Source organism: Massilia phyllosphaerae, assembly GCF_034659755.1.
GTDB lineage: Bacteria > Pseudomonadota > Gammaproteobacteria > Burkholderiales > Burkholderiaceae_D > Telluria > Telluria phyllosphaerae.
On sequence record NZ_JAXSQX010000001.1, the window covers coordinates 88,351 to 108,561 of the forward strand.

Consider the following 20,211-nt stretch of genomic DNA (forward strand, 5'->3'; position numbering starts at 1 on the left):
TGGATACCGGGCTGTGGGCTGAACACCGGGCTGCGGGCTGGACACCGGGGTCAGAGCCCCTAAGATCAACACCGGGCTCTGACCCCTAGCTTCGTAGGGTGGGCATCCCGCGTCCACGCTTCTGCGTGGGCGCGGGGTGTCCACCCTACAGCTGCGCGCCGATCAGTGCGGCGATTTCGCCGGACAGCTTGTCGGTCCACGGACGGTTCTCCCATTGCTGCAGCGTGACCGGACGCGCGCGCTTCCAGTCGTCGTCGAACACGACTTCCTGCTGCTTGGCGAAGTCGGCGTCGAGCACGTTCAGGTTGGCCTCGTCGTTCAGGCTGAACGAACGGTTGTCGAAGTTGGTCGAGCCGACCGACACCAGCAGCGAATCGACGGTCAGCGATTTCACGTGATACATGGTCGGCTGGTACTCGGCAATCTTGATGCCGGCCTTCAGCAAGTCGCCCCAGCGCTCGCGCGAGGCGGCGCGCACGACGTCGGAATCGATGATTTTTCCGGGCGTGATGATGCGCACCTCGACCCCGCGCCTGGCGGCCGCGACCAGCGCCTGCACGGTCAGGTCGTCCGGCACGAAATAGGCGTTCGACAGGTGGATCGTGTGGCGCGCGGCGGTGATCGCCATCAGGTACATCAGGTGCATGCTTTCGCTGCCGCCGGTGGGCGAGCTGGAAAACATCTGGGCCGCCATCGAGCCCTGGGGCGGCAGCGCCGGGTAGTAATCCGGGCCGTCGAGCACGACGCCGGTGGCCTTGGTCCAGTTGTCGCCGAACACGGCCTGCATTTGGCCGACCACCGGGCCTTCAACGCGGAAATGGCTGTCGCGCCAGTGATCTTCGTCCTGGCCCTGGCCGCGCCATTTATCGGCGATGCCGACGCCGCCCGTGAAGCCGACGCGGCCGTCGGTGATCAGGAGCTTGCGGTGGGTGCGGTTGTTCAGGCGCGTCAGCTTCCACCAGACCGGCTTGTGGTAGCGGTGCAGTTCCACACCGGCCTTGCGCATTTCTTCCATCGAGGCCTCGTCGATCTTGATGCTGCCGATCCAGTCGAGCAGCACGTGCACTTTCACGCCGGCGCGCGCGCGCTCGGCCAGGGCGTCGGTGAATTCCTTGCCGATGCTGCCGGACCAGTAGATATAGGTTTCGAAATTGATCGAGTGCTGGGCTTCGCGGATCGCCTTCAGCATGGCGGGGAAGATCTGGTCGCCGTTGAGCAGGACTTCGGCCTTGTTGCCCTCGATGATGGGCGGTCCCAGCAGCACGCCGAGCGAGCGCCGGAACTGGGGATCGTTGGTGTCGTACTGGCGCGTCAGCTGGGTATCGATCTTCTTTTCGCTCGGCATGAAGTTCAGCACGAGAAGGCCGACGACGACGGTGGCCACGATGGAAATCAGGGATACGATGGGTCTCTTGACGCGCATAAATATTCTTGGTGTAGACGTAAAAAAACCAACGCCGGGTGAGCGTTGGTTTTCAGGGGTGCTGCATATGATTAGCGAACGCGGCCGCGACGCAGCAGGTTCACGATGGCCAGCAGGATGACTGCGCCCAGGAACGAAACCAGCAGCGACGACACGCTGAAGTCATCGGAATTGATGGTGCCCGAGCCGAACAGCGGCGAAAGCAGCCAGCCACCCAGGAAGGCGCCGACGATACCGACCACGACATTAAGAATCATGCCTTGTTCAGCGTCCGTTTTCATGACCATGCTGGCGAGCCAGCCGAGAATACCACCCACGACGATCCAGATAATGAACAACATGACGATTCCTCCTCAAAGTGGAAAATATACTTCAGGCCAATTGATTACCGAGGCCATGAGCAAAGTCTAATGATGGGAACACCACGAGGTCGGTGCGGCAACGAACGTTAGACGCGCAAACCGGATGTGCGTTCTTAGAAGGCTTTATCAAGAGCCTGGTTTGGTTGCATGTCGAATATTTAAATAGAGTGCGTGAACGAACAGAGCGCTACTGCTGTGCAGGCATATCTTGCCCTCACTAGCAGTGCCCAATACAACATGCAGCGGACTCATACCGCAACCTTTGAAAGGACTTCATCATGAGCATCTTCGACAGCAACGATCAGACCAAGCAAAACCGTATGGTGACCGGCCTGTTCCCGGACCGTGCCAGCGCAGAACGTGCCTATAGCTCGCTGTCTTCCCGCGGCTACGGCAAGGATGACGTCAACCTGATGATGTCCGATAGCACCCGTGAAACCCACTTCGGCGATACCGAAACCGAACTGGGCAGCAAGGCCGCCGAAGGCGCCGCTGCCGGTGCCGGTATCGGCGGCACCATCGGCGCCGTGCTGGCCGGCGTGGCCGCAATCGGCACCAGCCTGGTGATCCCGGGCGCGGGCCTGGTCGTTGCCGGTCCGCTGGCCGCAGCCCTGGCCGGCGCCGGCGCCGGCGGCATCACTGGTGGCCTGATCGGCGCGCTGATCGGTGCCGGCATTCCGGAAGAACGCGTCAAGCACTATGAAGAAGGCATCAACCAGGGCGGCATCCTGATGGGCGTGACCCCGCGCTCGGACGACGACGTCGAGCACATCCAGCGCTCGTTCACCGATAACGGCGGTTCGCACGTGATCGGCACCGGCGTCGGCGCACTGGCAGGCGCTGCCACCGGCGCAGCGATCGGCTCGGCTGCCGGTCCGATCGGCACCGTGGCCGGTGCAGCCATCGGCGGCATCGCCGGCGGCCTGGCCGGCAAGGGCGCCGGTGAAGTCATCAACCCGAAAGCCGGCGACGACCTGGGTGAGCACCACCTGGCCAAGGGCGTCGGTGCGGGCAGCGGCGCAGCCATCGGTGCGGCTGCCGGTGCGATCGGCGGCCCGATCGGCATGGCGGCGGGTGCGGCAATCGGCGGCCTGGCCGGCGGCGCAGCCGGCCGCGGCGCGGGCGAAGTCGTGAACCCGAAGTCGGACGACCGTCTGAATGAACACAACCTGGCCCAGGGTACCGGTGCCGGTGCCGGCGCCATCGCAGGTGCATCGATCGGCGCCGCAGGCGGCCCGATCGGTGCCGTGGCCGGTGCGGTTGCAGGCGGCATCGCCGGCAGCATGGCCGGCAAGGGCGCGGGCGAAGTCGTGAACCCGAAAGCGGGCGACGAGCTGCATGAGCACAACCTGGCCGGCGGCGTCGGCACCGGCGGCGGCGCTGCAGCCGGCGCGGCCCTGGGCGCAGTGGGCGGCCCGATCGGCATGGCAGCAGGCGCAGCCATCGGCGGCGTCGCCGGCGGCTTGCTGGGCAAGGGTGCGGGCCACCTGGTCAACCCGACCGAGGAAGATGCTTACTGGCGCAACAACTACCAGACCGCGTCCGGCTACACCCCGGGCTACACCTATGACGACTACGCGCCGGCCTATGCACTGGGCTACAACAACGCGCGCCGCTTCCCCGACTACGACACGGCCGAGCCGCACTTCGCCGGCGAGTGGGATCGCGTCAAGGGCAACTCGCGCCTGACCTGGCCGCAAGCCAAGTCGGCCAGCCGCGCCGCCTGGGAAAAGGTCGAGCGCGCGATTCCGGGTGATTCCAATCACAACGGCATCTGATTGATAAGATAGCGTGGACAGCTCCGCCGTCCACGCGTCTACCCTACGAAAAAGCCCCGGGGCCGCAAGGCCCCGGGGCTTTTTTGTGCGCGTAACGCGGACGGTTACTGCTTGACCGCTTCCACCTGGATCGCCAGCTTGACGTCCATGTTGAAGCCGTAGGCTTCGCCGTAGCTCACGCCGAAATCGCTGCGCTTGAAGCTGCCCGAGGCGTCGGCGCCGCAGACTTCCTTCTTGGTCATCGGGTTGATCATGCACTTGAACTTGTTGACGGTCAGGGTGACCGGCTTGGTCACGCCGTGCAGCGTCAGCTGGCCGTCGACGGTGGCCGGGGCGTCGCCCTTGAACACCAGCTTGCCCTTGTAGGTCGCGGTCGGGAACTTGGTGGTGTCGAACAGTTCGTCCTTCTTGGCGTGCGCGTTCAGCGCGTCGTTGCCGAAGTCGATGCTGTTGGTGTCGATGGTGATGTCGATGGTGCCGGTCTTGGCAGCCTTGTCGTAGACGATGTTGCCTTCAGTCTTGTTGAACTTGCCGCGCCAGACCGACAGGCCGCCGAAGTGGTCGGCTTCGAAGCTCGGGTAGGTGTGGGTCGGGTCGACCTTGTAGGTGTCGGCGGCAAAGGCAGCGGTGGTGCTGGCGGCGGCCAGCAGGGCCAGGGCGATGTGCTTGATTTTCATGTGTTTTCCTCTTGGTTTGAATGGATACTACGTTTACTGCGCCGCAGCTACACGGAACTTGATGACGACTTCATCGGCGACGATGCCGGTGTCCTTCCATTCGCCTTCGCCGATATTGAAGGCGAGGCGCTTGATCGGCAGCTGGCCTTCGAAGACCTGCCTGCCGCCTTCCGGTTTCACGCTGAGCGGGAAACTGACGTCCTGGGTGCGGCCCTTGATGGTCAGCTTGCCGCTGACGTTGAGCTTGCCCGCGGCGGCCGGCTTGATGGCCGTCGACACGAAGCTGGCTTTCGGGAACTGGGCCGAATTGAACCACTCCTTCTTGGCGATTTCCTTGTTGTACTCGGGCGAGCCGATGTCGAGGCTGGCGGTATCGATGTCGACCCGCGCGCTCGCCTTGTCCGGGTGCGCGGCATCATAGTCGATCTGCGCATTGAAACGGGTGAATTTCGACTCGACCGCCGCATCCATCTGCTTGAATACGGCCGAGACGCTGCTGCGTGCGACGTCGGTTTTCAGGGGAGCGGCGACAGCCGCCAGCGTGGTCACGGCAAATACGGCGGCAAGGGTGGCGCGAAGTTTCATGGTGTCTCCTCAGGTTGAACGGCCGGGCAGCATGCGGCGCAGGGTGCCGTCGCGGTCGACGACGGCATGCTTCAGTGCTGCCAGCACGTGCAGGGCGACCAGTGCGGCCATCGCCATGTTGAGCCAGTAGTGGACGCCTTTCAGCGTCGCGGCCAGCGCCGGGTCCTTGGCGATGAACACCGGCAGCTTGACCAGGCCGAACCAGACGACCGGGACGCCGGCCGCCAGCGAATAAAAATAGCCGGACAGCGGCACGGCAAAAATGAACACGTACAGCAGGTGGTGTAGGCCATGCGCCGCGCCGCGCTGCCAGGCCGGCATCGACGCCGGCAATACCGGCGGACGGTGCCCCAGGCGCCACAACAGGCGCAGTACGGCCAGCAGCATGACCGTCACGCCCGCCCATTTGTGCCAGGAATAATAGCGCAGCTTGGTCGGGGTAAGGCCGGGGATGTCGGTCATGACCAGGCCCAGCGTGAATGCGCCGATGATCAGCACGGCGATCAGCCAGTGAAGCGCGATAGCGGTCGTGGTGTAGCGCTGCATGATGGGCCCCGGTGAATTGTCGTCAATACGGATCGGCACAGATCTTATCAAAAAATATTGCTGTGCTGACTCATTGCGAATAGCAAGACTGTAACCGTTCCATCTTTTGCTTGGAAGACAGATGAACGGATAACATTGTTCACTCAGCGGGACAATCGCCGCCGCATCGTATGCTCGTATTTCATCCGTTCACGATACGTTGCATTTATGCTAAAGAAAACGGGCTGAGGCAGGTAAAATGTTGACGCATCAAATTTATAAAAGATAATTGTAAGTATGATAGTTTCGATTGATTACGCATGAGCAGCTTCGTTCCATCGATCGCCGTCGCCCTGGCGGCACTCGCGCTGCTACCCGCGCACGCCCAGACCGCCGATGACGACGCCAAGCCGCGCTCGTCCGCCGACTTCGCCGACCTGTCGATCGAGGAACTGGCAAACATCGACATCACCTCGGTGTCGCGCCGTCCCGAGCGCCTGCAGGAGGCGCCGGCTTCGGTCTTCCTGATCACGGCCGACGACATCCGCCGCTCGGGCGCGCGCAGCCTGCCGGAGATTTTGCGCCTGGCGCCCAACCTGCAGGTGGCGCGCAGCAGCAACGCCAATTACTTCATTTCGGCGCGCGGCATGAACGGCACCGGCAACAGTCCGGCCAACAAGCTGCTGGTCATGATCGACGGCCGCTCGGTGTATTCGCCGCTGTTCTCGGGCGTGTTCTGGGACGAGCCGGACGTGATGCTGGAAGACATCGAGCGCATCGAGGTCATCAGCGGGCCGGGCGGTACCCTGTGGGGCGTGAACGCGGTCAACGGCGTGATCAACATCACCACGCGCGCCGCGCGCGACACCCGCGGCGACCTGGCCATGCTGCGCGCGGACGAGGACGGCGCCCAGCTGGCCTTCCGCCACGGCGGCGGCAGCGACGGCGGCAGCGGTCCGCGCAACTGGCGCGTCTACGGCAAGGTGTTCGGCATCGGCCACGGCGAACTGGCCGCCGGCGTGCCGCTCGACGACGACTGGACCCAGGGCCAGGTCGGCCTGCGCGCCGACTGGCGCCGCGGCGCCGACCGCTGGGACGTGATCGCCAACGCCTGGCGCGGGCGCCAGGGCCAGCCGGCGCCCGGCGTGATCGCCGCGCCCGGGGCGGGGATGGGCCTGGGCGACATCGACACCCACGGCGCCAACCTGAGCGGACGCTGGGAACGCGTGCTGGACGACGGCGCCAGCGTGGCCGTGCAGGCGTATTACGACACCCGCTACCGCAAGGTGCGGCCGACCTTCACCGACGCGGTCGACATCGCCGACATCCAGTTCCAGCATGCGCTGGCGCCGCTCGGCGCGCACACGATCGTCTGGGGCGGCGAATACCGCTACGACCGGGACCATGTCGACAACACCCGCTTCGTCGCCTTTTTGCCGGCCGAGGACCGCCAGGCCTGGGCCAGCCTGTTCGGCCAGGACGAGATCGCGCTGCGCCAGGACCTGCGCCTGACCGCGGGTGCGCGCTACGAGCGCAACCCCTACACCGGCGCCGAGTTCCTGCCGACGCTGCGCCTGTCCTGGCATGCGACGCCGCTGCATTCGTTCTGGGCCGGCGCTTCGCGCACCGTGCGCGCGCCGTCGCGCCTGGACGCCGACACCTACGTTCCCGGCGTGCCGCCCTACCTGCTGGCCGGCGGCAGCCAGATACGCGCCGAAGTCGCGCGCGTGTTCGAGCTCGGCTACCGCGGCCAGGCCGGCCGCGCCATGGCGTGGTCGGTGACTGCCTTCCGCAACCTGTACGACCACCTGCGCACGCAGGAGGTGTCGGCAGACGGCAGCCAGGTCATGTTCGGCAACGGCATGCAGGGGCACTCGCACGGCATCGAAGCCTGGGGCAGCCTGCAGCTCAGCGACAGCTGGCGCCTGTCGGCCGGAGCCACCGCGCTGCACGAGGCGTTCAGCCTGAAGCCGGGCAGCCGCGACACGGGCAGCACGCTGGCCGGCGGCTTCGATCCGGCCTATACGGCGCAGCTGCGCTCGAGCTGGACCATCGACGCCGCGCGCGAGCTGGAAGTGTCCCTGCGCCACGTCGGCGCGACGCGGCCGGCGGTCGATGCCTATACCGCGCTCGACGCGCGCTTCGGCTGGCGGATCGCGCCGGGGGTGGAGGTGTCGGTGATCGGGACCAACCTGAATGGCGGGCATCCCGAGTATGGGTCGGTGCCGATCAGGACGGAGGTGCCGCGGACGGTGGGGATCAAGCTGGTGTGGCAGAGGTAGGGCAGAGGCGGCGTACGAAAAATACGTAACCTCAAAATCGTCGCCCCTGCGCAGGCAGGGGCTCAAGTTCGTGGCGTACCGAAAACTTGGACCCCTGCCTGCGCAGGGGCGACGCGCAGGTGCAACATTTACGCGCTAGCGCTTATCTCAGGCTGGCGCTTGTTTCACGCTGGCGCTTGTTTCACGCAGACGCTCAGATCGCCTTGGCCAGCTGCGCCGCCAGGCCAATGTAGTTCGCCGGCGTCATCCCCAGCATCAGTTCCTTGGCTTCCTGCGGCAGCGCCAGTCCGTTAATGAATTCCTGCAGCGCTTCGCGGGTGATGCCCTTGCCGCGCGTGAGTTCCTTCAGCTGTTCATAGGGGTTCTCGATGCCGTAGCGGCGCATCACGGTCTGCACCGGCTCGGCCAGCACTTCCCAGTTGGCGTCCAGGTCGGCCGCCAGGCGCTGCGGATTCACTTCCAGCTTGTTCAGGCCGCGCAGGCAGCTGTCGTAGGCCAGCAGCGCGTAGCCGAAGCCGACACCGATGTTGCGCAGGACCGTGGAGTCGGTCAGGTCGCGCTGCATGCGCGACACCGGCAGCTTGTCGGCCATGTGGCGCAGCACCGCATTGGCCAGGCCCAGGTTGCCTTCCGAGTTCTCGAAGTCGATCGGGTTGACCTTGTGCGGCATGGTCGACGAGCCGATTTCGCCGGCCTTCAGCTTCTGCTTGAAGTAGCCCAGCGAGACGTAGGTCCAGATGTCGCGGTTCAGGTCGAGCAGGATCGTATTCGTGCGCGAAATCGCATCGAACAGCTCGGCCATGTAGTCGTGCGGCTCGATCTGGATGGTGTACGGATTGAACGTCAGGCCGAGGCGCTGCTCGATCACGTTCTTCGAGAACGCCGGCCAGTCGAAGCCCGGGTACGCCGACAGGTGGGCGTTGTAGTTGCCGACCGCGCCGTTCATCTTGCCGAGGATCTCGACGTCGGCGATGCGCTTGACGGCGCGCTGCAGGCGCGCGACCACGTTGGCGAATTCCTTGCCCAGGGTGGTCGGGCTGGCGGTCTGACCGTGGGTGCGCGACAGCATCGGCAGGTCGGCGTTGACGTGCGCGATCTCGGTCAGCTTGGCGATCACCGCCTGCAGCGACGGCAGGATCACGCCGTCGCGCGCCGCTTTCAGCATCATGCCGTGCGAGGTGTTGTTGATGTCTTCCGAGGTGCAGGCGAAGTGGATGAATTCGCTGGCCGCGACCAGTTCCGGCACATCCTTGACTTGCTCCTTCAGCCAGTACTCGACCGCCTTGACGTCGTGGTTGGTGACCGCTTCGATTTCCTTGATGCGGGCGGCGTCGGCTTCCGAGAAGTCGGCGGCCAGCTTGTCCAGCAGTGCCGAGGCGTCGCTTGAAAACGGCTTCAGTTCGGCGAAGCCGGCCTGGGCCAGCGCCTGCAGCCAGGCGATCTCCACCTTCACGCGGTGGTGCATGAAGCCGGCCTCCGACAGGATCGGGCGCAGCTTGTCGGTCTTGGCGGCGTAGCGGCCGTCCAGCGGGGACAGGGCCGACAGGGTGGAGTAGGGTGCGGTAGTGGTCATGGCAGGCAGGCGCCCGAGGCGGCGCTTCAATGGCAAAGACCGCGATTTTACCACCGGCCCGCGTTTGTCAAGTCGCATTTTGGCAGGCGTTGCAAGGAGTTGCCGTCCGCTCGACCGGGGTAAGTCCGATGCTCTATACTGTCTGCCACTCCCCTAATCTGAGCATTTATGAAACTCATCGGTTCTGTCACCAGTCCCTATGTGCGCAAGGTGCGCGTCGTGTTGGCAGAGAAGAAGCTCGACTACGTGTTCGAGCTCGAAAACGTGTGGTCGAGCGATACCAAGATCTCGGCCTCCAACCCGCTCGGCAAGGTGCCCTGCCTGGTCATGGAAGAGGGCAGCGCCATGTACGATTCGCGCGTGATCGCCGAATACCTGGACACCCTGACCCCGGTCTGCAAGCTGTTGCCCGCCAACAGCCGCGACCGCGCCAACGTCAAGGTCTGGGAAGCGCTGGCCGACGGCGTCGGCGACGCCGCCGTGCTGGCCTACCTGGAACGCACCCAGCGCCCGCCCGAGCTGCAAAGCCAGGCCTGGATCGATCGCCAGCAGGGCAAGGTCCGCAACGGCCTGCGCGTCATGTCCGAGAACCTGGGCGAGCAGCCGTTCTGCATGGGCATCCACTACACGCTGGCCGACGTCGCCGTCGGCTGCGTGCTGGGCTGGCTGTCCCTGCGCTTCCCCGAGATCGACTGGCGCGGCGACTACCCGAACCTGGCGCGCCTGTTCGACAAGCTGTCCGAACGCGCGTCGTTCAAGGATACCGTTCCGCGCTGAGCACGCCATGTCGACGTCGACGTCCCGGCGCTTGCAAATGGCCGACATCGCACGCCTGGCCGGCGTGTCGACGTCGACCGTCTCGCGCGCGCTGAACCAGAGTCCCCTGGTCAACCAGGAAACGCGCGACCGCATCCTCGACCTGGCGCGCTCGCTGAACTACGTGATCAACATCGGCGCGCAGAACCTGCGGCTGCAGCAGAACCGCACGGTGGCCGTCGTGATTCCGATCGAGCAGGCGACCCGCCAGCAACTGTCCGATCCGTTCTTCCTGTCGATGCTGGGCAACCTGGCCGATGCGTTCAGCGAGCAAGGCTTCGACATCCTGGTCTCGCGCGTCGACGCCGACCAGGTCGACGCGGCGGCCGCGCCGTTCGACGCCGGCCGTGTCAGCGGCGTGGTCCTGATCGGCCAGGGCCGCCACCATGAAGAGCTCAACCGGATCGCCGCGCGCGGCGTGCCGTTCGTGGTCTGGGGCGCCCAGTTGCCGCAGCAGCTGTACACCACGGTCGGCGGCGACAACCTGGCCGGTGGCCGCCTGGCGACCGAACGCCTGCTGGCGCAGGGCCGGCGCCGTATCGCTTTCCTCGGCGACATCACGCTGCCCGAGGTGGCGCTGCGCCACCGCGGCTACGCGGCCGCGCTGGCCGCGCAGGGCCTCGCACCGGATCCGCAACTGCACGTCGACGCGTCCTTCCTGCCCGAGAGCGGCGGGCAGGCGGTCGAGGAACTGGCGCGCCGTGGCGCCGTCTATGACGGATTGTTCGCCGCCAGCGACCTGCTTGCCATGCGCGCCATCCACGGCCTGCGCGCGCAGGGCCGCGAGGTGCCGTCCGACGTGGCCGTGGTCGGCTACGACGATATCGAACTTGCCAGCTATTTTCATCCGCCCCTGACGACGGTGCGCCAGCCGCGCGACGTCGCCGCACGCGCCCTGGTGGACGCGCTGCTCTCCTGCCTCGACGGCAAACCCGCCCCCTCGGTCCTGCTGCCGACCGAACTGATCGTCCGCACCAGCGCCTGAACCGCCATCATTGCTGTCGCCACCGGCCTTGCTGCAAACGTAATTGAAAACGTTTGCAGCCCAACTGTGAATTTTTTCGATTTTTGACAGTAATCCCCGTTGTTGCGCGCGCGCGTCGTTTTTGCAACACCATTGCAATCGATTGCAATTAAACAAATTTCAGGAAATAATGACTGCGTGCCGATGCGGCGCCGATAACGCCGAATGGCGACCAATAAAACCGGAGGAGACATGGAAGTTCGAATGAAGCACACGGCACACGCCGTGGCGCTGGCCTTGCTGCACCTGAGTGCGGCGCACGCCCAGGAAACCGTTCCAGAAGCTGCACAGGCGACCGATGGCCTGAAGATGGAGCGCATCGTCGTGACCGGCACGCCGGTCGGCTCGAGCAAGATGAAGTCGAGCGTCTCGGTCAGCACGCTGGAAGCCGATGCGATCCAGAACCTGGCCCCGACCAGCGCCGCCGACGTGCTGCGCGCGATCCCCGGCGTGCGTTCGGAATCGTCGGGCGGCGAAGGCAATGCCAACATCACCGTGCGCGGCGTGCCGATCTCCGCCGGCGGCGCGCGCTACGTGCAGATCCAGGAAGACGGGTTGCCGGTGCTGCAGTTCGGCGACATCAACTTCACCACCCCGGACAGCTTCGTCAAGATCGACGGCACCCTCGACCATGTCGAGGTCGTGCGCGGCGGCTCGGCCTCGACCCTGGCGACCAACTCGCCCGGCGGCATCATCAATTTCATCGCCAGGGACGGCAAGGAAGCGGGCGGCAGCATCGGCCTGTCGCGTGGCCTGGACTACGACAGCACCCGCGTCGATTTCAACTATGGCGCGCCGGTCTCGAACCGCGACCGCTTCTTCGTCGGCGGGTTCTACCGCAATGGCGAGGGCATCCGCGACACCGGCGTCAAGCAGGAGCGCGGCGGCCAGCTGCGCGCCAATTTCACCCACGAGTTCGATGGCGGCTGGGTGCGCGTCTCGCTCAAGCACCTCGACGACCGCAGCCCGACGGCGCTGCCGGTGCCGGTCACGGTCAGCAACGGGCATATCGCCGAGATCGCCGGCATCGACCCGCGCACGGCGTCCTTCTATTCGCCGTACTGGGTCAAGGATGTGTCGCTGACCAAGGGCAACGGCCAGGTCGCAAACGACGTCAACGAGGGACTGTCGGTCAAGAGCAATGCGCTCGGCCTGGAGGGATCGTTCGACCTGGGCAACGGCTGGACCGTGACCGACCGCTTCCGCAAGGCCAACAACAGCGGCCGCTTCATGGGCGTGTTCCCGGCCGACAGCGGCACGGTCGGCAGCTACACCTTCGCCACCGGACCGCGCACCGGCCAGGCCTACAATGGCCGGGCATTCAATGCCGTGGTCTTCAACACCTCGATCGACGACGCCGGCAACACCCTCAACGACGCGCGCCTGACCAAGACCTTCCGCATCGACGGCGGCGCCAAGCTGAACCTGACCGCCGGCTGGTACAGCTCGCTGCAGAAGCTGGGCCTGACCTGGAACTTCAACCAGTACCTGATGCAGGCCAGCGGCGACCAGCCGGCCCTGCTGCGCACGGCGAGCACCACCCCCGGCTACGTCGGCCCGGCCTTCGGTGCCTGCTGCTCGCGTGCCGTCGACGTCGAGTACAGGACCAATTCGCCGTACGCCAACATCGGCTGGGAGCAGGGCGCCGTGAATCTCGACGCCAGCGTGCGCCGCGACCGCCAGCACGCCGGCGGCAGCGCGAATATCGCCACCGGCGCCGCGGCCTACGTGCCCGCCACCGCGCAGCGCGTCGACTACGACATCGGCCACACCTCGTATTCGGTGGGCGGCAACTGGCGCGTCACCCCTGCGCTGGCGCTGTTCGCGCGCACCAGCGAAGGCGTCGCCTTCAATGCCGACCGCATCCTGTTCGGCGCGCCGCTGGACGGCAGCGCCCCGGTCAGCATCAACACCGTCAAGCAGCTGGAAGGCGGCGTGAAATGGCGCAGCGGCGGCCTGAGCACCTTCGTGACGCTGTTCCGCGCCCGCACCCGCGAAACCAACTACGAGGCCACGACCCAGCTGTCGACCGCCAACAGCTACGAGGCCAAGGGCGTGGAGCTGGAAGCGGCCTGGCGCGCCGGCGACTTCCATGTCAACGGCGGCCTGACCCTGACCGACGCCGAGATCACGGCCACGGCGCCCGGCGGCGAAGCCGTCATCGGCCACACGCCGCGGCGCCAGGCGCGCACCGTGTACCAGCTGACGCCGGGCTATGACCTCGGTGCGGCCAGCTTCGGCCTGGCCGTCGTCGGCACCGGCAAGAGCTGGGGCGACGACGCCAACACCCTGGTCCTGCCCGGCTACACCGTCGTGCACGCTTTCCTCAACTACCAGTTGACGCCGAAGGTGCAGCTGGCGCTGAGCGCCAACAACCTGTTCAACCGGATCGGCTACACCGAGATCGAGAGCGACGGCCACGCCGCGCGTTCGATCACGGGCCGTGCCGTGAAGGCCAGCGTCAAGTACGCGTTCTGATGTATTCCTGATGTATACAGGGGGAGCCGGCGGCGCCGGCGCCCCCTGGCCCCCGGCGTGTCCCGTTCCTACCGATTTTTTCGAGATCCTTGATGATGTCCACTTCCTTGCGTCGACTGCTCGACGCATTACCAGCGCACCAGCACGCCGCTGCGCAGCAGCGTTTCGCGCGCCGCCAGGCCGTGCTGGGCGACCGCCTGCAACGGCTGTACGGCCATCTGCCCGGCCACGCCGCCTGGTTCGACGACCTGATGGCCGAGGTCGGGCAACTGATGGCGGCGCGCCCGGCCACGCTGCAGGCGCTCGACGCCCACCGCGAAGACCGTCCGGACTGGTTTTGTTCCCCGGACATGCTCGGCTACAGTGCCTACGCCGACCGTTTCGGCGGCAGCCTGCGCGGCGTGGCGGCGCGTATCCCGCACCTGCGCGAACTGGGGGTGACCTATCTGCACCTGCTGCCGTTCCTGCGCCCGCGTGCGGGCGAGAGCGACGGCGGCTTCGCGGTCGCCAGTTTCGACGAGGTCGACCCGCGCCTGGGCAGCATGGCCGACCTGGAAGACTTGACGGCCGGGCTGCGCGAGGCGGGTATCAGCCTGTGTGCCGACATGATCCTGAATCACGTGGCGGACGATCATCCGTGGGCCCAGGGCGCGGCCGCCGGCGACGCCGGCCTGCGTGACTTTTTCCATGTGCTGGACCGCGACGCGGCCGAGGCCTACGAGCGTACCCTGGGCCAGGTGTTCCCCGAGGCGGCGCCCGGTAACTTCACCCACGTCCCGGCCATGGGCGGCTGGGTGTGGAGCACCTTCTATCCGTTCCAGTGGGACCTGAACTACGCCAACCCGGCGGTGTTCGCGGCGGTAGTTACAGCCATGCTGCGCCTGGCCAACCGCGGCATCGAAGTGTTCCGCCTCGATTCCACCGCCTTTTTGTGGAAGCGCCTCGGTACCGACTGCATGAACCAGCCCGAGGCCCACCTGCTGCTGCAGGCGCTGCGCGCCCTGGTCGACATTGCCGCCCCCGGCGTGCTGCTGAAGGCCGAAGCGATCGTGCCGACGCGCGAGCTGCCCGGCTATTTCGGCAGCGCCGACGCGCCCGAGTGCCACCTGGCCTACCACAGTACCCTGATGACGGCCGGCTGGGCCGCGCTGGCCGAGCAGGATGCGAGCCTGGTGCGCGCGGTGGCCGCCGCCACGCCGCCGCTGCCGCCCGGCGCAAGCTGGCTGACCTACGTGCGCTGCCATGACGACATCGGCTGGAAGCACCTGCTGGCCGAGGCCGGCAGCCTGGATCGCCTGGCCGCGGTCGCGCACTTCTACAACGACGGCGCCGGCTATGCCGACGGCGTCGGATTCCAGGGCGGTCTCGCCACCAATGGCACCGCGGCCGCCCTGTGCGGCCTGGGGTCGGCCACGTCGGACCAGGCCGTCGAACTCGCGCTGCGCCGCCTGCTGCTGGTGCATGGCCTGGCGCTGTGCTTCGGCGGCCTGCCGGTCTTGTACATGGGCGACGAACTGGCCATGCCGAACGACCACGCTTACCGCGACGACCCGGCGCGCGCGCATGACAGCCGCTGGATCCAGCGCGCGCCGTTGGACGAGGAGCGCGCGGCGCAGCGCCACGACCCGGCCAGCCCGACCGGGCGCGCCTATGCCGGCTTGCGCCGCCTGATCCGCCTGCGCCGGCAACTGCCGGACCTGGCCGCGGGCGTGCCCTGCACGGCGCTGGACGCGGCCGACCCGGCGCTGCTGGCGCTGGCGCGCGGTGAGCATGTCCTGGTCTTGTTCAATTTTTCGGCGCGCACGCTGGTGGTCGACCTGCAGGCGCTTGGCGGCGCCGGCACGCTGGCGCTGGCGCCCTGGGAGCAGGCATGGCTGGACCGGCGCAGCGGCCGGCACCTGGGCGACACCATGGAGGAAGCGCGATGACACATCGGAAGCAGGCCGCGATCGCCGTGTTCGGCGAGGCGCTGGTCGACGATTTCGGCGACCGCCAGGTTTTGGGTGGCGCCCCCTTCAACGTGGCGCGCCACCTGGCGGCGCTGGGCCAGGAAGCCTTGATGCTGACCCGCATCGGGCAGGACGAGAACGGCGCCCGCATGCGCGCCGAGTTCGCGCGCTTCGGCCTGTCCACCGCCGGGCTGCAGGTGGATGAGGCGTTGCCGACCGGCGTCGTGAGCGTCGAACGCTGCACGGACGGCAAGGGCGGCGACCACCGTTTCACGATCCTGCCGCACCAGGCCTACGATGCGATCGAGGCGGAGCCGGCCATTGCCGCCCTGGCCGCGGCCGCCCCCGGGACGCTGTATTTCGGCACCCTGGCCCAGCGTGAGCCGCAGTCGCGCCTCGCCTTGACCGGGCTGCTGGCGGCGCAAACCGCCTGCCACTACCTGGACCTCAACGTGCGCGCCGGGCACGTGACCGAACGCTGCGTGTTCGCGTCGCTGCACGCGGCCGACATCGTCAAGGTCAACGAAGAGGAGTTGCTGGATTTGTTCGGCTGGTACACGCACACGCGCCTGCGTACCGACGACATGGGCAGTGCCGAGGTACGGCGCGCCTGCGCGATCCTGCTGCGCGTGTTCAAGCTGACCGGCCTGATCGTGACACTGGGACCGCGCGGCGCCGTGTATTTCGGCGCCGACGACGCTTACCATGTCACACCCCTGCCGGCGCGGCCGCCCCAACTGGCGGACACGGTGGGTGCCGGCGACGCTTTTTCCGCCGTGTTCCTGCTGGGCCGGGCATGCGGGTGGTCGCTCGACCTCACGCTGGCACGCGCCAACGAATTCGCCGGTGCCGTCTGCGGCATCGTCGGCGCGGTACCGGCCGACACCGCTTTCTATCGCCCCTTCATCGAACGCTGGTTCCACGCCTGAGGAGAACCGATGTCCCCGCTCAAGCCGCGCATGACGTTCTGGCAGATCGTCAACATGAACATCGGATTCTTCGGCATCCAGTTCAGCTTCGGGCTGCAGCAGAGCAGCATGAGCCCGATCTACAAGTATCTCGGCGCCGACGAGGCGAGCCTGCCCTACCTGTGGCTGGCCGGCCCCGTCACCGGCCTGCTGGTGCAGCCGCTGATCGGCGCCATGAGCGACCGCACCGTCAGCCGCTGGGGGCGCCGCACCCCGTATTTCCTGATCGGCGCCATCCTGTGCAGCATCGGCCTGCTCCTGATGCCGTACAGCCCGACGCTGTGGATGGCGGCCAGCCTGTTGTGGATCCTCGACTCGGCCAACAACGTCACGATGGAACCCTACCGCGCCTACGTCAGCGACAAGCTGCCGGCCAGCCAGCATTCGCTCGGCTTCCTGACGCAGAGCGCCTTCACGGGACTGGGCCAGACGCTGGCCTACCTGACACCCTCGCTGCTGGTGTGGCTCGGCATGAACAAGGACGCCGTCAACGGCAGTAACATTCCGCAGGTCGTGGTGGCCGCCTTCCTCATCGGCGCCGTCTGTTCGCTGCTGTCGGTCCTGTGGTCAGTGCGCACCACGCCCGAGGACCCCTTGCCGGCCGAGGCGCTGGCGGCGCTGCGCGCTGCGCCGGCCGGCTGGCGCCACACGCTGGCCGAGATCGGCGCAGCGCTACGCGACATGCCGCCCACAATGAAGCAGCTGGCGCTGGTCAAGCTGTTCCAGTGGTACGCGATGTTCTGCTACTGGCAGTTCATCACGCTGTCGCTGGCGCGCACGCTGTTCGGTACGGGCGATGCCGCTTCGCCGGGCTTCCGCGACGCCGGCCTGCTGAACGGCCAGATCGGCGCGTTCTACAACTTCGTCGCCTTCCTGGCCGCGTTTGCGCTGGTGCCGTTCGCGCGCCGCCATGGCCCGCACGTCGTGCACGCCGTATGCCTGGCGCTGGCCGGCGTTGGCATGCTGGCCATCCCGCATATCCATACACCGGTGCTGCTGCTGGTGCCGATGGTCGGCATCGGCCTGGCGTGGGCCAGCATCATGGGCAACCCCTACGTGATCCTGGCATCCAGCCTGCCGCCGGAACGCACCGGCGTCTACATGGGCATCTTCAACATGTTCATCGTGATCCCGATGATCATCCAGATCTTCACGCTGCCGTTGTACTATCACAGCTGGCTGGGCGGGAATCCCGAAAACGTGATCCGCCTGGCGGGCGGGCTGATGATCTGCGCCGCCATGGCGGTCCGGCTGGTGCGCTACAATGCCGGCGGTGCAATCGAGCGAACGGAAGACGTGTATGCGGACTTGGAGCGGGATGGCGATAGTGTTCGGCGAGGTGCTGGCTGAGGATGGCACGGACGCCTCGAAGCTGGGGGGCGCCCCGTTCAACCTGGCGCGCCACCTGGCGGCCTTCATGGCGCCGCCGCTGCTGATCACGCGCATCGGCGACGACCGCAACGGCGCGGCCGTGCGCGCGGAGTTCGAACGCTTCGTGATGCCGGAAACCGGGCTGCAGGTCGATACGATGGAAGAAACCGGCCGGGTCGCCGTCGAGCGCACGGCGGCGCGGATGGGCTCATCTCCGCGCAGCGTCCTCCTGCCACGCCAGGCCTACGATTTCATCGACCCCGAGACCGCGGCCGCCGCCGTGTCCGCGGCTGTGGCCGGTACAGCGCCGGACATCGTCTACTTCGGCACCCTGGCCCAGCGCGGCGAGCGCTCGCGCCAGGCACTGGCGGCCGTGCTGGCGGCGGCGCCGCAGGCCAAGCGCTTCCTCGACCTCAACCTGTTTCCCGGCCAGGCCGACCAAGCGATCGTCGGCGCCGCGCTGGAGGCGGCCGACATCGTCAAGGTCAACGAGGAAGAATTGCAGGCGCTGTTCAACTGGTATTTCCAGATCGCGCCGGACGATACCCCGATGTCGACCGAGGAAGTGCACGCGGCCTGCCGCGCTCTGATCGACCGGTTTTCACTCGACGCCCTGATCGTGACCCTGGGCCACCGCGGCTCGGTCTACTTCGGCAGCGACGGCAGCCTGGTCGCCAACCGCGACAACCCGGTGCCGCCCTACGTCATCGATACGGTGGGCGCGGGCGATGCCTTCTCGGCGATTTTCCTGCTGGGACGGGCACGCGGCTGGCCGTTGGAACTGACGCTGGCGCGGGCGAACGAGTTCGCCGGGGCGATCTGCGCGGTGACCGGGGCGGTGCCGCAGGATATGGGTTTCTATGACAAGTGGGCGCGGCGCTGGCTGGCGGGCGGCGTGAGCGCCGCGTAAGCACGCAGCCTGTTTGCGCCGTCAACATAAAAACGTCGCCCCTGCGCAGGCAGGGGCCCAAGCTTTGCGCAACATTGCGAACTTGGGCCCCTGCCTGCGCAGGGGCGACGGTCTTTCGGCCAGCTGAAAGTCTTAGACTTCGCCGATCTGCGACTGCAGATAATTCTGAATCCCGACCTTGACGATCAGGTCCAGCTGCGTCTCCAGCCACTCGATATGCTCTTCGGTATCCTCGAGGATATCCAGCAGCAGGTCGCGCGACACGTAGTCATGCGCGACCTCGGCGGCGGCGATGCCTTCCTTGACCGTGATCTGCGCCGCCCGCTCCAGCTTGAGGTCGCATTCCAGCATTTCCTGGGCCGATTCGCCGATCAGCAGCTTGTGCAGCGCCTGCAGGTTGGGCAGGCCGTCGAGCATCAGGATACGGTCGATCAGGCGGTCGGCATGCTTCATTTCGCCGATCGATTCGTCGTATTCCTTCTTGCCGAGCTTGGTGAAACCCCAGTGCTTGTACATGCGCGCATGCAGGAAATACTGGTTGACTGCGGTCAGCTCGTTGGTCAGCTGCGCGTTCAGCAGCCGGATGATGTTGGGATCGCCCTTCATGGAGTGCCTTTACGGTGAGTGATGGCAGCATCATAGCAAACCGGGCCGGTCTTTTGGGCCAGTGTTTACAGCGCCGTCAGCGCCAGGCCCCCGGCCGCCAGCAGCGACACCGCCCCGATCACCACGCCGATCGTGCGCCGGCGGTTGGTCATGGCCCACAGCACCACGCCCGACAGCGACAGCAGGATGATCGAGCCGGCCAGCGTGTCGACCAGCAGGATCCAGCCGACCCCCATGCCGACGCCCTTGTGCAGGTTGGTGAGGGTGGCAAAGACATTGTTGTCGCTGCGCTTGAGGGTCACGTAACTGTTGCCGACCCAGTACTCGGCCTGCACGTTGCCGGACGGCGACGCGAAGCTAGCGCTCCAGCGTGGTGGCTGCACCACGGATTGGTCGCCCCAGGCCACCGGACGCGCCGGTTCGGCCAGCACGCGGCGTGCATCGGGTTCGAGCTTGAGCGAGGATTTCAGCCAGGCGGCCAGCGCCTGCGGGGTGGCCGGTGCCGGCGTGGGCAGCGGCACCTGCACCGTGCTTTCCTGGACCTGGGCGGCGGGAATCTTCAGTACGGCGCGGTGGTTGAGGAGGATGCCGGTGCAGCCGAACAGCAGGCCGAGGACGGCACCCCACAGGCCGATCCAGCCGTGCATCTTGCGCAGCCACTTGAGGACGATGGCGCGGCGCGTGGGTGCTGGCGGCGGCTCGACCTTGAAGGGGGTTCTTGGTGAGCGGAACGGGATAACAGGCATAAGACTCGCGGCTTGGCTGCTATGGATATCACATACTACCAAGACCCGAGCAACCCGGCCGGAATAAGCATCGATATGTGCGATGCAATATTGCAGCGCCTAACAAGACCTCATGGCGGCGTTGCATCGCCTTGCCGT

Annotated in this window: 17 protein-coding genes; 9 read left to right on the plus strand and 8 right to left on the minus strand. The window is 66.5% G+C overall.

The genetic code is table 11. The features are described from left to right. Positions 1-145 precede the first annotated feature (145 nt). Both cls and U1H99_RS00355 read right to left on the minus strand, forming a co-directional pair. Positions 146-1,423 (minus strand): cardiolipin synthase, encoded by a 1,278-nt coding sequence (cls, locus tag U1H99_RS00350; protein ID WP_323139808.1) that lies wholly within the window; start codon positions 1,421-1,423, stop codon positions 146-148. A gap of 71 nt (positions 1,424-1,494) precedes the next feature. Beyond that, a complete protein-coding gene (locus U1H99_RS00355) occupies positions 1,495-1,764 on the minus strand; it encodes a GlsB/YeaQ/YmgE family stress response membrane protein (RefSeq protein ID WP_020656446.1) in 270 nt (89 codons plus the stop codon). 299 nt (positions 1,765-2,063) lie between these two features. Between U1H99_RS00355 and U1H99_RS00360 the strand changes: the two genes are divergently transcribed. Next, on the plus strand, positions 2,064-3,563 hold the full coding sequence (locus U1H99_RS00360; protein WP_323139809.1) for a hypothetical protein: 1,500 nt from the start codon (positions 2,064-2,066) through the stop codon (positions 3,561-3,563). Positions 3,564-3,667: 104 nt separating this feature from the next. Here the strand turns inward: U1H99_RS00360 and U1H99_RS00365 are convergent, their stop codons facing one another. Genes U1H99_RS00365 through U1H99_RS00375 form a run of 3 tightly spaced genes read right to left on the minus strand, consistent with a single transcriptional unit; the run spans position 3,668 to position 5,371 of the window. After that, positions 3,668-4,240 (minus strand): YceI family protein, encoded by a 573-nt coding sequence (locus U1H99_RS00365; RefSeq protein WP_323139810.1) that lies wholly within the window; start codon positions 4,238-4,240, stop codon positions 3,668-3,670. Positions 4,241-4,273: 33 nt separating this feature from the next. Next, on the minus strand, positions 4,274-4,825 hold the full coding sequence (locus tag U1H99_RS00370) for a YceI family protein (protein ID WP_323139811.1): 552 nt from the start codon (positions 4,823-4,825) through the stop codon (positions 4,274-4,276). A gap of 9 nt (positions 4,826-4,834) precedes the next feature. Further along, on the minus strand, positions 4,835-5,371 hold the full coding sequence (locus U1H99_RS00375) for a cytochrome b (protein WP_323139812.1): 537 nt from the start codon (positions 5,369-5,371) through the stop codon (positions 4,835-4,837). Between the two features lie 299 nt (positions 5,372-5,670). On the opposite strand from U1H99_RS00375, the gene U1H99_RS00380 reads away from it, so the two are divergent. Then, complete coding sequence (locus U1H99_RS00380) at positions 5,671-7,632, plus strand: TOL_0244 family TonB-dependent receptor (RefSeq protein ID WP_323139813.1); 1,962 nt, start codon at positions 5,671-5,673, stop codon at positions 7,630-7,632. A 193-nt stretch (positions 7,633-7,825) separates the two neighbouring features. Here the strand turns inward: U1H99_RS00380 and purB are convergent, their stop codons facing one another. Further along, positions 7,826-9,205, minus strand: a complete 1,380-nt coding sequence (purB, locus tag U1H99_RS00385) for an adenylosuccinate lyase (RefSeq protein WP_323139814.1) — start codon at positions 9,203-9,205, stop codon at positions 7,826-7,828. Positions 9,206-9,373: 168 nt separating this feature from the next. On the opposite strand from purB, the gene U1H99_RS00390 reads away from it, so the two are divergent. The 7 genes from U1H99_RS00390 (at position 9,374) to U1H99_RS00420 (ending at position 18,721) form a co-directional block, all read left to right on the plus strand. Then, positions 9,374-9,982 (plus strand): glutathione S-transferase N-terminal domain-containing protein, encoded by a 609-nt coding sequence (locus tag U1H99_RS00390; protein WP_323139815.1) that lies wholly within the window; start codon positions 9,374-9,376, stop codon positions 9,980-9,982. A gap of 37 nt (positions 9,983-10,019) precedes the next feature. Beyond that, the gene (locus tag U1H99_RS00395; RefSeq protein ID WP_323139816.1) at positions 10,020-11,006 is read left to right on the plus strand and encodes a LacI family DNA-binding transcriptional regulator; all 987 of its coding nucleotides are present in this window, start codon (positions 10,020-10,022) and stop codon (positions 11,004-11,006) included. A 243-nt stretch (positions 11,007-11,249) separates the two neighbouring features. Continuing rightward, positions 11,250-13,523: a TonB-dependent receptor gene (locus tag U1H99_RS00400; RefSeq protein WP_323139817.1), complete on the plus strand. Its 2,274-nt coding sequence runs from the start codon at positions 11,250-11,252 to the stop codon at positions 13,521-13,523. Between the two features lie 92 nt (positions 13,524-13,615). Next, entirely contained in the window at positions 13,616-15,451 is a 1,836-nt protein-coding gene (locus U1H99_RS00405) for an alpha-amylase family glycosyl hydrolase (protein WP_323139818.1), read from the plus strand. Further along, positions 15,448-16,401, plus strand: a complete 954-nt coding sequence (locus U1H99_RS00410; protein ID WP_323139819.1) for a PfkB family carbohydrate kinase — start codon at positions 15,448-15,450, stop codon at positions 16,399-16,401. Before U1H99_RS00405 ends, U1H99_RS00410 begins: the two co-directional genes overlap by 4 nt. Before the next feature lie 9 nt (positions 16,402-16,410). Continuing rightward, a complete protein-coding gene (locus U1H99_RS00415) occupies positions 16,411-17,790 on the plus strand; it encodes an MFS transporter (protein ID WP_323139820.1) in 1,380 nt (459 codons plus the stop codon). Next, entirely contained in the window at positions 17,759-18,721 is a 963-nt protein-coding gene (locus U1H99_RS00420) for a PfkB family carbohydrate kinase (protein ID WP_323139821.1), read from the plus strand. The genes U1H99_RS00415 and U1H99_RS00420 overlap by 32 nt, the downstream gene beginning before the upstream one ends. 132 nt (positions 18,722-18,853) lie before the next feature. Here the strand turns inward: U1H99_RS00420 and bfr are convergent, their stop codons facing one another. Next, the gene (gene bfr / locus U1H99_RS00425) at positions 18,854-19,327 is read right to left on the minus strand and encodes a bacterioferritin (RefSeq protein WP_141831242.1); all 474 of its coding nucleotides are present in this window, start codon (positions 19,325-19,327) and stop codon (positions 18,854-18,856) included. A gap of 65 nt (positions 19,328-19,392) precedes the next feature. After that, a complete protein-coding gene (locus tag U1H99_RS00430) occupies positions 19,393-20,073 on the minus strand; it encodes a PepSY-associated TM helix domain-containing protein (protein WP_323139822.1) in 681 nt (226 codons plus the stop codon). Positions 20,074-20,211: the final 138 nt, after the last annotated feature.